Origin of the sequence: Pseudomonas fluorescens, assembly GCF_000968015.1 — a bacterium.
In the GTDB taxonomy this organism is placed as follows: Bacteria; Pseudomonadota; Gammaproteobacteria; order Pseudomonadales; family Pseudomonadaceae; genus Aquipseudomonas; species Aquipseudomonas fluorescens_W.
Window position 1 is genome coordinate 40,044 of record NZ_LACH01000036.1, and the last position, 16,034, is coordinate 56,077.

Genomic DNA, 16,034 nt, shown 5'->3' on the forward strand with positions numbered 1-16,034 from the left:
AGTAAAAATCCAAACACTCACTCAAGGACTTAAATAAATTTCCTGTCGCAGATGTGGCCGAACGCCTGGCCGTTCGGCCACCATGCACATATAAAACAGCTTGATTAAAACGTGCGTCGCCTGACGGGCATCCAGCCGCGCGCTCACAAGATAATTTGATATTTATCCGGCATTACACAACTGGATCAGGGTGTTCCTATTTTCCCAGCACATGGAAAATACGATCACCCGCGAGCCTGTTTTCAAACAGACGTCATACCAGAGACCAGCCCTTTTTATACCCGGTTTTATACTCTTTTATATTGCCTTCATCATCAATAACTTTGATCCTTGTGCCGTCGCCAAGTCCTTTCAAAGCGTCACTCCGCCGATTATAACCGTCGCCCTTGTAATCAATGTGCACTTTATAATCATGCTCTTTGAAAGGCCACTCTGGACTTTCGAAGTCTTCTCTCCTGTAATCAAACACACTTTGATCATCCGGCGTGTCACGTTGGTTATAGCCATGCAAATACGTCTGCAGCCAGACATAATTCCCAGTGCCATTCTCAGCAAGCAGTCCGTCTGCCTGCATTTTCTCCAGGTCTTTATAATTATTCAGCGATGCTTTATGCAATCTGCGGTCTTGATCCACACTCAACATTGCACCGACGAAAGATGTGGCCGCCGCAATCCCGAAACCTATAGGACCTGCCCACGCTGCAACACGACCGCCTTTGCCAAATATCTCCGCGAATGTACCTGCCCCGCCAATCAATCCACCCACACTACCAACAATATCCAGGGAGCCGCCAGCGATCGCGTAGGGATCACCGCTCTTGATGCCTGCTCGAAGGTTCATCGAGCCTAAGGTAATACCCAGAATACTGCCGGCAACGTCGCCTATGCCACCGAGTATTCTGGGCACGGTGGCTGCCACTTGTTTGAGCCTTGAGTTAACGACACCGCTGTTCTTTGCCATGTCTTGTAACTTGTTTGAGTAGGCTTCGCTCACCTTGGAAATATCGTCCGTGGTCAGGCTATTTCCACCGCGGGGGTTTTTACTATCAAAGAGCGTGTCAATGGATGAATTAACATCACCATTGATAACACTCATCGCGAACGCTTCTTTAAAGTCTCGCGGTTTCAAGATGTCCTGAATAGGACGATCCATTCCTAACTCTTTCATCAGTCCAGTCCCACTTAAAGCATCGTGGGTTTTTACACCTAACGTAAAAAAATTACTTGAGCCACTTAGAACACCCATAAAAGCGGCTGCAACCGATAACCGTTCCTGGTGCGTAGCACCCAGGCTACCGCCGCCACCATTGAGCTGGTAAGCAGCTGAAGCAATCGAAAAGGTCCCACCTATTGAACCCAGCGAGCCATTGTCCGCCATGAATTTCAACGCTTCAAAGAGCTTGTTCCTGGACGGTAGTCCACTGCCGGGCACAATACGTTTTTCAAGAATGGTTTTAAGTTCAGCATCTTGTATTTTTCCGTTCTTTGCCCACGTTTCGCCTACGTCTTTGAGAACAGCCCCCCAACTCGGGGACTGGGTCTTGGAGATTTGATTCATTGTCTCTCTCCAGACAATGGCTCCGACTACCCCCATTTTACTTGCACCCATGGCAGCCCTGGTCACATCCTGGGCCGCAAGTCCCATATTTTCATCAGAGATTCCCCCAGGCTCGGATATCAGCCTTTCCATCTCTATCACCAGTCCAGCGGACTCTACCTCTGCTCTAAAAGATTCAGCTTTCTCCGGATCAATAGCTGCGAGCTGAACATAGGTTGTCCGGAAGTCCTGCATTGCCAGGTTTTTGTCGGTTCGCGCCAGATCACTGAGGTATTTGACATAGCTTTCCGATGAGGCGCTGTCGATCAACTTCTGCTGGGTTTCTTTGACTTTTGTATCACCGCCCTGGACTTTTTCCAAGGCCTTGTCCTGATATTTAATAATGTCTTGCTGAATCTTCTCGTCGCCCATCATTTCATTGAGCTTGGTATCAATTTTTTTCTGATCGAAGATTTTCTCGTCAACATCTCGTCCGGTAACGAGCATCGGCTTGCCAATTTTCTTGTCGTTCGCGTGCTCGGGAATTATGTACATTCCGCCGACAGACATTGATTTAGCGTCAATTGCACGAAGGTATTGCGCACGTATGTCATCCGCGCCAATGTCGCCATCTTTTACGCCTTTGCGATAATCATCAATCATGCTTTTAAACGCTAAGTCACCCACGCTCAAGACACTATCGTTTTCGGATTTTTCAGTCGTTGGCAAGTCGTCAACTGAAACATCCTTTAAAGCAGGCAATCCAGCCGCCTGTCGTTTGGTCTCCGCCGTGCCACCGACCATATCCGTAAAAAGCGATGACACCTGTTCGAACAGACCGGGATTATCTTCCTTGCTGACATAGAGCTTTTGCTCAGGCATGCCCGGCTTGTGATAAGTGAACCTGACTACTTCAAAGTTCTGATTATCCTCCAGGATCGTTATATCTTTCACATCAGCTGTACCGGACAAATACATATTGTCATCTGCCTTGACATAGCCGGCGTCCTCGGCCTGCTTAACTTGCACCTCAGCTAAATGCTCACCCTGCAACTGACGCCCCAAGCCTTTATAATAATCATGAGCACTGGGGGTCAGCAGCGAGTCAACGACAACCTTTTCGCCGTTTTTCAACGTCAGCATCAAGTATCCATTAAAAGCTTCCACGCTCGCTGGATCTAACGGCTCAGTGACGGGATTATCATCGCGTAACAGAGTTATTCCGGACCCCGTGCGTTCAGCGTCTCTCAGGATGCCAGCCAGTGGGGTATCTTTACTCTCGTGCAAGAGATTCAGGTAGTCATATAATTGATACCCCTTGTTGTCACCATAGAGGGAGGCATTATCTTTATTATCAAGTTCGCTAAATTTTTCAGCCTGGTCTTTCTGTATTTTGAATTTCTCCCCCTTGTATTCAAAGTAAATTGTCTGTATTCCAGGGTTCTTTGCGACAATTGTAAGTTCACCGACATTCATGTCTGCCGACATCGCCGTTATAGGTCTATATTGGTTTCCATTACTACTCCCAACGTAGAGTTGCTCACCCGCATCATTAACCGCGTTCGGATTGGTCAAATGACCAGCCTCGTCGGGCTTTCGTGTGTAGTCGGAGAATGCCTGAGGAGTCAGGTACTTTGATACGATCAATGTTTTGCCACTTAGCAGGGTGACTTCAGCGACATCGTCCGTTGGCGTACGGACGATAACAGCGCCCTCGCGCAGCTTCCCTTGACTCGCCTCCTCTCGCGACAGAAGTTCATGATTTGGCGTTTTCAAGGAATCTTTAATCAGTTGTTCCGCTGGAGTTCCTCTCGTAGCAAACAGTAATTCGAGCGCCTCTGATCGTGTTTTACCAGAGCTAGGAAAGCCTGGACTGTGAATAAGCGAGGTAACGTCGTCCGTGATTGCAGACTTAGCTAGCCCTTTCTTTTTGTCAGAGGAGTCAACTTGCTTATCGGCAGTTTTTTTTAGCGATGTTTTCTGCAAGCTTTTAACCGAATCAGCTATCCGGCTTTCAAAATCCTTCTTTCCCTGCTGTTCCGGAGTCGATGTTTTAGATGTTTTGTTTTGCGTGCTTTCAATCATTGAATAATCCATCCGAGGAAGTTTCAGCTGACGCGCTGGCGATAAACTGGAAGGTAGCGCGGACAATCGCCCGCGATATACTAGGATAAAGATTTCAGCGGATGATCAATAATTCGCAACATTTCACAAGTATTCTACGGTTGCAGTTTTCCCGTCGCGTTTAACGACGTTAAACTACGATGACTGTGCACGGCATCAACCATGACCTGCGGGCGTTATTAGTCATGTCCTTTCGAGTTTGAATTCCTGACCAACTGGAAAAATTAATGCCCGAATCGAATGCCTCAAAAGCTCTGAAGTTGCCACATGCCCCGCTGTATTTTGGGGCATTCGAACTGTGCCCCCACAGGCTGATGCTTTTCAAGAATGGGCAGGCGGTTCAGATCGGTAACCGTGCGTTATCTGTGCTGATGGCCTTGGCAACACGTCCCTTCGAGCTGGTCGAAAAAGCAGACCTCATTGCCTTCGCGTGGCCGAAGTCTGTCGTCGAAGAATGCAACCTGCGCGCGCAAATCGTGGCGTTGCGTCGAGTATTGGGTGATGGGCACGGCGCTTACGTGATTACAGTTCCGGGAAGGGGTTATCGGCTTGCTGCGTCAGTGACGCGAAAGCTACAGACCCCGCCTGCCGAAGAGAGCTTGCGCGTCACCACTCTCCCTCTGGGCTCGTTGAACATAATTGGTCGCACAGACCAGGTGTGTTTGCTTGGCCAGCAATTGCTCAGCAAGCGCTTCTTGACCATTACCGGGTCGGCAGGGATTGGCAAAACGACGGTGGCACATGCAGTGGCGGATGATGTTGCAGAGCGATTCCCCCAGGGTATCTGCTTTCTCGATATCTCAAGTGTGATTTCGCCGCACTTGATACCTGGCATGTTGGCGGCGGCACTGGGTATCACGTCTGCAATAGATCAGCCATTGCACAGCATTGCCGCAAGCCTCGCCACTAGCCGCATGCTGCTGGTACTGGACAACTGCGAGCATTTGCTGGAAACGGTCGCCGAATCCGTTGCAATCATTTTGCGGGACACTGAGGAAATCTGTGTGCTGGCGACCAGTCGTGAGCCGATAAGAGCGCCAGGCGAATCAGTCCATCGCTTGGCACCCATGACACTTCCGCCTGCTGGGGTTCGACTGACAGCAAAACAAGCGCTGGCATTTTCCGGGATTCAGTTATTCGTAGAACGTGCCAGTGCCCACGACCCTGCGTTTTTGTTCAATGACAATGATGTAAATACAGTAAGCCTCATTTGCCACAAGCTGGACAGCAACGCACTCGCCATCGAAATCGCAGCGGCAAGAGTTCGTACCTTCGGCATTCATGAACTGGTGGTCATGCTCGATGGCACCTTTCGACTGCAAATGACCGGCAAACGAACATCTCTCGAGCGTCACCGAACGCTGAGTACAGCGCTCGACTGGACCTTCTCGATGCTAAGTACCGACGAACAAACCATGCTTTGCCAACTGTCGATATTCCCCGTGGCGTTCACACTTGAAGCCGTTACCGCCGTTGTCGATAAACAGACTTTCTCCCTCCGTGAACCCTTGCCGTTGCTGGACAGCCTCGTCGATAAATCGCTGCTCAGTAGTCTCGATGATGAGCGCGGCCGCTGTTACCGACTTCTCGAGACCACACGTGTTTACGCTCATGAGAAACTAACGCAACGGGGTGACATGAACGCTGTTGCCGCGCGTCACGCACGCTATACCTTACTTAGACTTCGCCAGGCCGGCGAACAATTGAGCACTCTGTCGGTGCAACACTGGTTAGCGTTGTATGGGATGGAAACCGACAGTGTTCGCGCTGCACTCGACTGGGCGTACTCATGGCAAGGCAACCGGTCGCTGGGTATTGAATTGACGCTGCTAAGCGTTCCCCTCTGGTTGAGAAAGCCGCTTATCGGTGAATGCAGGGTTTGGGTGGATATGGGCCTCAAAGCCGGGCCTCACGCAGTTGCGAATTCACCACACCAACGGATGCTGTTGCAGACCGCATTGGCGAGCGTGCTGATGCTCACCTTTGGTGCAAATGAGGAAATACGTACAGCCTGGATGCAGACACTTGAGGATGCAAAGAGACTGAACGATGTCGAGCACCAACTGCGCGCATTGTGGGGACTGTGGAGCTATTGCTGTTGCAGCAATCAATATGAACAGGCGCTCGAACTGGCCAGGCAATATGACGAGATCGTTGACAGCCAACATCAGCACGATTATCAACTATTAGCAAAACGCATGTTAGCGACCGCGCTGTTTTACCGGGGTGACCTGACCAATGCCCGACAGACTGTGCAACAGGCTTTGAGTTCTGATGACGTACCGAATTCGCACCTTATTGACGTTTACTTTGATCAGCGAATTGCTGCCGGATGCCTCTGCGCTCAAATCCAGCTCTCGGATGGAAATATCGAAGATGCCTGGCTGCAGGTCGAGCACAACGTTGCGCAGGCTACGCAACTCACTCATCCACTGACCCTTTGGTACACACTTTGCCTAAGCGCTCTTCCAATGGCATTGATGGTCGACAACATGGCGAAGGCGCGGCATTTTCTTGCGCTGCTGCAAGCAAGCACAGCACGGCATGATTTACCTTTTTGGCGACTGCTCACGCGCAGTTTCGAAAGCATATTGTTGATACGCGAAGGCGACCCTGAGGCGGGGTTGCCACAGTTGGGCGAAGTGATTCATCAGATTCGCGCCAACGGCGGCAGCCCTCTTTTCAGCCTGCTCCAGAGAGAATATGCCGCCGGACTTTCTTCTGTCGGTTTGCACGAACGGGCCGGTGCCATCATTGACGAAACAATACAGATTGCTTCGGCGCGCGAAGAGCAGTGGTTCATGCCGCAATTGCTAACATTAAAAGCGTATCTGGTATGCACGGAGAGCTGAAGCACTAACAAAATGTTGATTGGCATGACACAACAATATCAGGGTGATCGTAATTGACCAGTGAATGGCCAATAACGATCACCCATTTATTGATAGGTAGAACGAGATGGTGTCGACTGTCAAAACATCTTATGCGCAGTCAACACTGTCATCGGAGGCTATCTTTAAACAGACGTCATACCGGCGACCAGCCTTTCTTATACCCGGTCTTTAACTCTTTTATATTGCCTTCATCGTCAATTACTTTGATCCTTGTGCCGTTACCAAGCCCCTTCAAAGCATCACTGCGCCGATTATAACCATCACCGGTGTAATCAATATGCACTTTATAATCATGCTCTTTGAAAGGCCACTCCGGGTTCTCGAAGTCCTCTTTCCTGTAATCAAACACACTTTGATCATCCGGCGCATCACGTTGGTTATAGCCATGCAAATACGTCTGCAGCCAGACATAATTCCCGGTGCCATTCTCAGCAAGCAATCCGTCTGCCTGCATTTTCTCAAGGTCTTTATAATTATTCAGGGAGGCTTTATGCAATCTGCGGTCCTGGTCCACACTCAGTATCGCGCCGACGAACGAGCTGACCGCCGCAAAACCGAAACCTATAGGGCCTGCCCACGCCACCACGCGACCACTTTTGCCAAATATTTCGGCGAAAGTAGCTGCCCCGCCAATCAATCCACCCACACCGCCGCCAATTTCCAGGGAGCCCCCAGCGATCGCATAGGGATCACCACTTTTAATGCCTGCTCGAAGGTTCATCGAACCTAAGGTTACGCCCAGGATGCCGCCACCTACGTCGCCTATGCCACCGAGTATTCTGGGCACCGTGCCTGCCACTTTTTTGAGCCTTGAATCAATGACGCCGCTGTTTTTGGCCATATCTTGCAACTTGTTCGAGTAAGCTTCGCTCACCTTGGAAATATCGCCCATGGTCAGGCTATTTCCACCGAGGGGATTCTTACTGTCAAAGAGCGTATCAATGGATGAATTAACATCACCATTGATAACACTCACCGCGAACGCCTCTTTAAAGTCTTTAGGTTTCCAGACACTCTGAAATGACCGATCTGTGCCCAACTCTTTCATCAGGCCTGTTCCGTTTAAGGCGTCGTAGGTTTTTACACCCAAAGTGAGAAAATGGTTAGAGCCACTTAGAATGCCCATGAAAGCGGCTGCAACCGATAACCGTTCCTGGTGCGTAGCCCCCAGGCTGCCACCGCCGCCACTGAGTTGATACGCGGCTGATACAAGCGAAAAGGTCCCACCCGTTGAACCTAGCACGCCATTGTCCTTCATGAACTTCAGCGCATCAAAGAGCTTATTATTAGAGGGTAATTCACTGCCGGGGTTAATACGTTTTTCGATAATGGCTCGAAGTTCAGCATCCTCGATTTTTCCATTCTTTGCCCAGGTATCGCCAACTTCCTTGAGCACAGCCCCCCAACTCGGGGACTGATTCTTGGAGAGTTCCGTCATTGTTTCTTTCCAGACGCCAAATCCGCGCCGAGGTATACCATCCCCCCACGCTTTGCCTGCGGACAGGGCAGCCTTGGTTACATCCTGGGCCGCAAGCCCCATATTTTCGTCAGAGATTCCCCCTGGCTCGGATATCAACCTTTCCATCTCCAGCACCAGTCCACTGGTCTCTACTTCTGCTCTGAAAGCTTCGGCTTTTTCCGGGTCGATAGCCGCGAGCTGAACATAGGTTGTCCGGAAGTCCTGCATCGCCAGGTCTTTGTCAGTTCGCGAAAGCTCGCTGAGGTAGTTGATATAGGTTTCCGATGAAGCGCTCTCGATCAACTTCTGCTGGGTTTCTTTGACCTTAGCATCGCCGCCCTGGACTTTTTCCAAGGCCTTGTCCTGGTACGTAGCGATGTCTTGCTGAATCTTCTCGTCGCCCATCATCTCACTGAGCTTGGTATCAATTTTTTTCTGATCGAAGATTTTTTCGTCAACATCCCGACCGGTGACGAGCATCGGCTTTGCGATTCTCTTATCGTTCGCATGCTCGGGAATTATGTACATACCATTGATAGACATTGATTTAGCGTCAATCGCACGCAGGTATTGCGCACGTATGTCATCCTCGCCAATGTCGCCGTCTTTTACACCTTTGCGATAATCATCAATCATGCTTTTAAACGCTAAGTCACCGACGTTCATGACACTGTCGTCTTCAAATTTTTCAGTCGTCGGCAGGTCGTCAACTGAAACATCCTTTAAAGCAGGTAATCCAGCCGCCTGCCGTTTGTTCGCAGCCGTGTCAGAGCCCAGTTTTGTATAATTCGAGGCCATTTGTTCAAACAGGTCAGGATTACTTTCCTTGCTGACATAGAGCTTTTGCTCAGGCATGCCCGGCTTTTGATAAGTAAACGTGACCACTTCAAAGCCCTGATTACTCTGCGCGATCGATATATCTTTCACATCAGCCGTATCTGACAAATACAGGTTGTCATCTGCCTTGACATAGCCGGCCTCCTCAGCTTGCTTTACTTGCACCTCAGATAATTGTTCACGCTCCAACTGACGCCCCACGCTTTTATAATAATCGTGAGCATTCGGGGTCAGCAGCGAATCAACGACCACCTTTTCGCCGCTTTTCAACGTAAGCATCAGGTATCCATTGAAAGCTTCCACGCTGGCCGGATCCAACGGTTCGGTGACGGGCTTGTCGTCTCGTAACAGGGTCATTCCGGACCCCTTGCTTTCAGCCTCCCTCAGGATGCCAGCAAGTGGGGTATCTTTGCTCTCGTGCAAAAGATTCAGATAGTCGTAGAGTTGAAAACCCTTGTTATCTCCATTGGAAGAGGTATCGACGTTATCAAGCCCGCTGAGTTTTTCAGCCTGGTCTTTCTGTATCTTGAATTTTTCACCCTTGTATTCAAAATAGATCATCTGCATTTCAGGGTTTTTTGCGACGATTGTGAGTTCGCCCGCATTCATGTCTGCCGGCATCGTCGTTACAGTTTTATACTCACTTCCGTTACTGCCCCCGAAATAGAGACGCTCACCCTGCTCGTTAAGCGCGTTTGGATTGGCCAAATAACCAGCCTCATTGGGCTGTCGCGTATAGTCGGAGAATGCCTGAGGCGTCAGATACTTTGACACGATCAATGTTTTGCCATTCAGCAGTGTAACTACAGCAACATCATCAGTTGGCGTGCGGACGATAACAGCGCCCTCCCGCAGCTTCCCCTGGCTCGCCTCCTCTCGCAGAAGCAGTTCCTGATTCGGCGTTTTGAAGCTATCTTTAATCAACTGTTCGGCTGCAGTCCCTCTCGTAGCGAACAATAACTCAAGCACTTCAGAAAGTGGTTTTCCAGAGCTCGGAAAGCCTGGACTGGCAAAAAGCGTGGCCAGTACATTCTTCGCTGAAGAATCACTCAATTCCCCTTTGGCGTATGAGCGCTCTGCCTGCGCGGGCGCTCCGCGAACACGTGCATCTTGTGTATAGGAGGTGCCTGCACCACCTAGGAAGCGCGCCTCGAGAATTTGATATTTTTCTGCCCCGTATTCGAAATAGATCACCCCGCCTCTTACATCGACAACGTTGACCTTTTCAATATCGACCTTACCCTTGAATGCACTTACTTCCTTGTAATCAGACGGATCAATTGGCTGACTGCCAATCTTTTTTATCAATGAGTTCAGTGAACTTTTTACCGAGTCCGCTACCCGGCTTTCAAAATCATTCTTTTTCTGTCGGTCAGGAATCGACGTCTTAGATGTTTTGCTGTGTGTGCTTTCAATCATTGACTTATCCACCTGTGGAAGTATCCGGCTGACGCATTGGTCGAAAACTGGGAGTGGCGCAGGCAATTGCCGGGCTCATACTAGGACATAGTTTTCAGGGGATGATCAATAATTCGCAACATTTCACAAGTATTCTACAACTGCAGTTTTTTAGTGGCATTTGAACACGTTAAACTGTGATGACAGTGCACGGTATCAGCCCTGCCCTGCGGGCGTTTTTAACCGGGTCTTTTCGGGCTTGAATTCCTGACCCACGGGATAATTAATACCCGAAACCAATGTTTCAAAAGTGCTGATGCAGCCACATGTCTCGCCTCATTTTGGGGCATTGGAACTGTGTAATCACAGGCGCAGCATGATCGACAAGGGACTGAATATCGACAAGGGACTGAAGCACCAGCAGTTGTTGACGATTGGCGCGGAGCCTGCTTACTCAAGCAGTGAAGGTTGCCGATCATTCTATAACGCGTCGGTATAGGGCTATTTATGCAAAACAGTCATCCCTCCCCCATCGCACCGCTGGCGGTAATAGCAGACACAGTCCATTTTGGTGCGTTTGTGTTGTACCCACATCAACAACTGCTGTTCAAGGCAGGCGCATCCGTTACCTTGGGTGGTCGCGCAATAACGTTGCTTATTGCACTGGCGACCCGAAGAGGCGAAACGCTCAAAAAGTCCGAACTGATAGCCATTGCCTGGCCCAAGGTGTTTGTTGAAGAGTGCAACTTGCGCGCGCAAATTCGCGATCTTCGACGCATCCTGATTGATCACGATAAGGTTGAAATTATTGCCACCGTACCGGGCAAGGGCTACCGCTTTGTTGCCCCTGTCACCTTTGATGCGCCCAAGGAGGACACAGCCGTATTTCTTCCGGCGTCCAATCACGTCATTGGTCGGGCCGAGCTGATCCAGACATTAGGCTATCAACTGAACATGCGGCGCTTCGTGACGCTGCTGGGACCTGGTGGTGCTGGAAAAACCACCGTGGCAAAAGCAATAGCATCGGAAATGACAGGGGAATTTGCTGGCAGCGTGTGCTTTGTTGACCTGGCACCCGTGACGTCATCAGACCTGGTGCCCGGCGTAATTGCATCTGCAATGGGTATTAGCTGTGCGACCAGCACGCCCTTGCGCAGCGTTACTGAGAGCTTGGGCCTACGCCGTTTTTTTCTTGTTCTCGACAACTGTGAACACCTGCTGACCGTGCTGGCGAGCATCGTTGAAACCATCCTGTTGAATGCTCCCCATGCCTGCTTACTCGTGACCAGCCGCGAACCCCTGCACGCCACAGGTGAATTTATCCACCATATTCCTTCGTTGCTGCTACCTGACGAACTAAAGAAAATCACTGCAAAAGAAGCCATGGGCTATTCCGCCATTCAGTTATTCGTCAGCCGCGTAATGGCGCGCGACCCTGGTTTTCTACTCGATGACAGTGAAGTCGAAACAGTCTGCGCGATCTGTCGCAAGCTTGACATCAACGCTCTGGGAATTGAGATCGCGGCAGCTCGAGTACCAACAATGAGCCTCCAGTCGCTCGTTAAAATGCTTGATGGCAACTTCCGCCTGAACATGGCCGGTTGCGACAGATCCCTCGCTCGGCACCCAACATTGAGCGCGATGCTGGACTTGACTTATACAACGCTGTCGACCCAAGAACAGACAATGCTGCGCGCGCTCTCTATTTTCCCGGGGTCATTCACTATTGACGCCGTTAAAGCCATTCTCGACGATCTGGTCATTAATGCATCGGTATTACTGCCGCTGGTAGAAAGCCTCGTAAACAAATCGCTTCTATCGACTCTGGGGCTCGGAGCCGATCGGCGTTTTCGTTTTCTTGAGACAACCCGGGCCTACGCTCGGGAAAAACGTGAACAGTTCGGCGAAACAGGCGAACTGTCTCGGCGCAACGCTGCCTTTGCTAGTGCTCTGTTACGCGAGGCCAGCGCCAATCTGAGCAAAATTCCACCACCGATTTGGGTCGCGCAGTACGGACCCGAAATAGACATCATTCGCGCGGCACTTGATTGGGCTTATTCGCCAGACGGCAATACTGCATTGGGAATAGAACTAACGTTGTTGTGCATACCACTCTGGCTAAGGCTATCGCTTATCTGCGAATGCCGTGACTGGGTGGAAAAAGGATTGGCTGGCATCAAGCAATTGCTACCCCTGCGCAGGCGGCAAAGGATGCTTCTGCACACGGCAGCCGCCAGCGTTTTATTACTGAGCTACGGCACAGGACCGAAAATTGGTGATCACTGGCGACAAGTGATGGAAGACGCCATCTACCTTGACGATGTCGAACATAAGTTGCGGGCGCTTTGGGGATTATGGAGTGAATCTACTTGCGGAAATCAATATCCACAAGCGTTGAGATTAGCAGAAGATTATATTGAGCTAACCTACGAGCAAACGCTTACACATCACCAGCTATTGGCAAAACGTATGCACGCCTCCACACTGTTTCACATGGCCAATCTGGAGGGGGCCTTACAGAGTATCAACGAGGCTTTGGTTGCGCCCTATTCCCATTCTTCATACATTATTGACGTGCACTTCGATCAGCGAATTGCTGCTCACGCCGTGAAGGCCCATATCGAGTTACTACAGGGCGATGTCGAAAAAGCGTTGCAGCATATCGACGAAAATGTCGCACAGTCTGTCACGCTAAATCACCCCGCTACCCTTTGGTACACCCTATGTTTCAGTGCCCTGCCCATGGCATTGATTGTCGACGACCTGAGCAAGGCGCGCGCCTACCTCGCCACTATGCAAAAAAGCATCGCCAAACATGACTTACCGATATGGCGCCAACTCACTCATTGCTATGATTGCGTACTTTTAATTCGTCAAAATGGACCCGAGGAGGGTCTGCGGCAGCTAACTCAAACGATGAATGACATGGCCAGTCAAGGCGCTTATCCATTTTACAGTTTGCTACGGTGCGAAGTTGCAAAAGGATTGGCTACGCTAGGCTTTCCCAGGCAAGCCATAGACTCCATCGAGGAAACAATGAAGGTTGCCGCTTCACGGGACGAACGATGGTTTATGCCGGAACTGATGAGAGTCAAGGCACAATTATCGTTCCAGGACGCCACATTGCCTTCTTACAGGAACGCAAATCAATTGTTGAATCAAGCCTTGAATCAAGCCAAAAACCAGGGTTCCGGCCTTTGGCTTGCGCGCATTGAAAAAGAGTTGAGAAGTTCAATCAAGTAAAAAACTGAATGCGCTGAAAGTCTCAGCGCAGGTTTAAACCAAACAAACCAACACCTCTCTACATTGACATTGCAACAACATCAAGGACCGACTGAACTTTTATTCCCAGGTGATCACTGAGCCGGTAAAACCGCAACCACCTCGATTTCGAAAAGTGCGCCGGGTAAAGCCAGCCGACTCACTTCGACGGTTGTCGAGGCCGGCGCATTATGTATATTTACATAGGCGTCACGAACTTCTCGCAACTCGGGAAGCTGGTGACTGATATCCGTTAAATACATGTTCATCTTGATCACATCATCAAAGTCTGCTCCAGCCGACGCCAGTGCAATTTTAATATTTTCAAATGCTTGATGTGCCTGTGCTTTAAAATCACCCGATTCTCCAACCAACTTTCCATGAACATCCAGCCCTAGTTGCCCCGCAACGTAAACGGTCCGGAGCCCGGCAGGCACCTCTACAACATGCGAGTATCCAGCGGGCCTGTGAATCAAGGGTGGATTAGAGAACGTAGGAGAAGGCTGCGAAACCGCTTCATTGGCAGAGCTGGGTTCGATCAGTATCAGGAGAGCAGCCCCCATGCCCAATCGTGCATATCGGCGAAATACAAAGTTAAATCCATTCAATGCAGAGGATAATCGCATTCTGACTCCTTAAGTTTGCAATAATTAAAACCATGTAAATATAGCGGCTAACTAAACCGGACTATAGATTTATTTAATTACTCGAAAAGTGTAGACCTGCCTGGAACAGGAATTTATCAACAGCGGACATCTAATCCACTGGCGATGGTAATGGCCGTCATGCCGGGAGTCTTGAGGTCATTGAATGCGCCACCCATAGCCTTGGCGATCGGCGTGCGAGCGGTGGAAACAATCACCGCGTCTTTCACGGTTCAAGTTCCTTTCTTTGAAGACGGCAGGCAGTCGCCAACCAGCTCGCTCAGTGCCAGGCGCAGCCGTTCAGGAATCGGAGCCGGGCGGCGTTGAAGACGGTCAACAAACACATGCACGAAACGCCCGGTCGCACAGGCCAATGCCTGGCCTTCACGGAATACCGCAAGCTGATAATGCACTGAGCTGTTGCCCAGTCTGCTTACCGCCAGCGCCACCTCGATGGGCTCCGGGAACGCCACCGGCGCGTGGTAATCGCAGCCGGAGCTCACCACCAGGCCGATAACCGGACCAACATGGATATCCAGCCCGCCATGCTCGATCAGCACGCTGTTCACGGCACTGTCGAAGAAACCGTAAAAGACGACATTGTTGACGTGTCCATACACGTCGTTGTCGTGCCAACGGGTGGTGATGGCTGTGAAGTGCCGATAGCTGACGCGATGTCTGAGGTCTGTCATCAGTAAGCCGCTTCATAGATGGCCAACGCGTCGGCTTCGGTGAGTGCGCGCGGATTGTTCACGAGCAGGCGCTGCTGTTGCATCGCGTCATTGGCCAGTTGGACCAGGCTTTCTCTGGGAACGCCGACATCACGCAGCCTTGTCGGTAAGTCGCAACGAGATCCCAATTGCGCCAATTCAGAGACAAATTCTTCGGCACGACTCTGGCGATCACCTGCCTGCAGCCTTTTCCCCAGCAAAGGCAGAGCGAGTTCGGCGTAGTCCGCCATCGCTACCGGCAGGTTGAAGCGCAGCACATGAGGCAGCACCAGCGAATTCGCCAGCCCATGAGGAATGTGAAAGTGCCCGCCCAGCGGGTACGCCAGCGCATGCACCGCCGCCACCGGCGCGTTGGCAAATGCCTGGCCGGCCAGGCAGGCACCCAGCAACATTGCCTGACGCGCGGCCAGGTTACTGCCGTTGTACACGGCCTGGTCGAGGTTGGAGGCCAAAAGCCGTAACGCCTCTCGCGCCAACAGGCCGGACAGCGGATTGCGCTTGAGTTTGCTGGTGTAGGCCTCGATCGCATGCACCATGGCATCAATGCCCGTGGCCGCCGTCACGGCCGGCGGCAGGCCTAACGTACAGACGGCGTCGAGTACGGCGAGATCCGGCAGCAGCAGCGGCGAGACAACGCCCATCTTGGTCGTGTCACCGGTGGTGACAATCGCGATCGGTGTCACCTCCGAGCCGGTCCCGGCGGTCGTCGGCACCTGGATCAGCGACAGGCGCCGTCCCTTGGCCCTGTCGACGCCGTACAGCTCGGTGATCGGCTGGTCGCACTGCGGATGCGCCAGCAGCGCGACCAGCTTGGCCACGTCCATCGAACTGCCGCCACCGAAGCCGACGATCAGGTCGGCACCGATATGCCGTGCCCGTTCCACGGCGGCAAGCACGCAGGCCTGGCTCGGATCCGCCGTCACGTCACTGAAGATCGCCACGGCAACTTTTGCGAGGGTGAAACCAGGCAACACATCATCAAGCATGCCCAGGCGAGCAATACCCGGGTCGGTGACTATCAATACACGGCGCGCGCCGCGCTCGCCGCACAGATTGGCAAGACGCTGCGCGGCGCCGGTTTCGCAGAGAATCTGCGCCGTAGTGGCAAAGCTGAAAGGCTGCATGTCAGCGACTCCTGATTTTTGTAAT

At 51.3% G+C, this 16,034-nt stretch carries 7 protein-coding genes and 1 pseudogene; 2 read left to right on the forward strand and 6 right to left on the reverse strand.

The features are described 5' to 3' along the window. Positions 1-253: 253 nt before the first annotated feature. Positions 254-3,622 carry a hypothetical protein gene (locus VD17_RS17105; RefSeq protein ID WP_046054801.1) on the reverse strand — a complete coding sequence of 1,123 codons (3,369 nt, stop codon included), beginning with the start codon at positions 3,620-3,622 and terminating at the stop codon, positions 254-256. A 266-nt stretch (positions 3,623-3,888) separates the two neighbouring features. Here VD17_RS17105 and VD17_RS17110 point away from each other — a divergent pair, with 266 nt between their 5' ends. After that, the gene (locus tag VD17_RS17110) at positions 3,889-6,513 is read left to right on the forward strand and encodes a winged helix-turn-helix domain-containing protein (protein WP_046054822.1); all 2,625 of its coding nucleotides are present in this window, start codon (positions 3,889-3,891) and stop codon (positions 6,511-6,513) included. Between the two features lie 175 nt (positions 6,514-6,688). Here the strand turns inward: VD17_RS17110 and VD17_RS17115 are convergent, their stop codons facing one another. Next, positions 6,689-10,270, reverse strand: coding sequence for a hypothetical protein (locus VD17_RS17115; RefSeq protein ID WP_046054802.1), 3,582 nt, complete (start codon positions 10,268-10,270; stop codon positions 6,689-6,691). A gap of 486 nt (positions 10,271-10,756) precedes the next feature. Here VD17_RS17115 and VD17_RS17120 point away from each other — a divergent pair, with 486 nt between their 5' ends. Continuing rightward, a complete protein-coding gene (locus VD17_RS17120; protein WP_046054803.1) occupies positions 10,757-13,492 on the forward strand; it encodes an ATP-binding protein in 2,736 nt (911 codons plus the stop codon). Positions 13,493-13,605: 113 nt separating this feature from the next. On the opposite strand, the gene VD17_RS17125 is transcribed toward VD17_RS17120, so the two are convergent. The 4 genes and pseudogenes from VD17_RS17125 to VD17_RS17135 all read right to left on the reverse strand — a co-directional run bounded on the left by VD17_RS17125 (position 13,606) and on the right by VD17_RS17135 (position 16,009). After that, complete coding sequence (locus tag VD17_RS17125) at positions 13,606-14,136, reverse strand: RidA family protein (RefSeq protein WP_221174437.1); 531 nt, start codon at positions 14,134-14,136, stop codon at positions 13,606-13,608. Positions 14,137-14,264: 128 nt separating this feature from the next. Continuing rightward, a pseudogene (locus VD17_RS32615) lies at positions 14,265-14,384 on the reverse strand (acetyl-CoA C-acyltransferase); the annotation flags it as partial. A 3-nt stretch (positions 14,385-14,387) separates the two neighbouring features. Further along, positions 14,388-14,846, reverse strand: coding sequence for an acyl-CoA thioesterase (locus VD17_RS17130; protein WP_046054804.1), 459 nt, complete (start codon positions 14,844-14,846; stop codon positions 14,388-14,390). Continuing rightward, on the reverse strand, positions 14,846-16,009 hold the full coding sequence (locus tag VD17_RS17135) for an iron-containing alcohol dehydrogenase (RefSeq protein WP_046054805.1): 1,164 nt from the start codon (positions 16,007-16,009) through the stop codon (positions 14,846-14,848). Before VD17_RS17135 ends, VD17_RS17130 begins: the two co-directional genes overlap by 1 nt. Positions 16,010-16,034 lie beyond the last annotated feature (25 nt).

Coding starts and splice junctions, on each gene's coding strand:
- VD17_RS17105 (WP_046054801.1), bottom strand. CDS start 3,622: ATGATTGAAAGCACGCAAAACAAAACATCTAAAACATCGACTCCGGAA.
- VD17_RS17110 (WP_046054822.1), top strand. CDS start 3,889: ATGCCCGAATCGAATGCCTCAAAAGCTCTGAAGTTGCCACATGCCCCG.
- VD17_RS17115 (WP_046054802.1), bottom strand. CDS start 10,270: ATGATTGAAAGCACACACAGCAAAACATCTAAGACGTCGATTCCTGAC.
- VD17_RS17120 (WP_046054803.1), top strand. CDS start 10,757: ATGCAAAACAGTCATCCCTCCCCCATCGCACCGCTGGCGGTAATAGCA.
- VD17_RS17125 (WP_221174437.1), bottom strand. CDS start 14,136: ATGCGATTATCCTCTGCATTGAATGGATTTAACTTTGTATTTCGCCGA.
- VD17_RS17130 (WP_046054804.1), bottom strand. CDS start 14,846: ATGACAGACCTCAGACATCGCGTCAGCTATCGGCACTTCACAGCCATC.
- VD17_RS17135 (WP_046054805.1), bottom strand. CDS start 16,009: ATGCAGCCTTTCAGCTTTGCCACTACGGCGCAGATTCTCTGCGAAACC.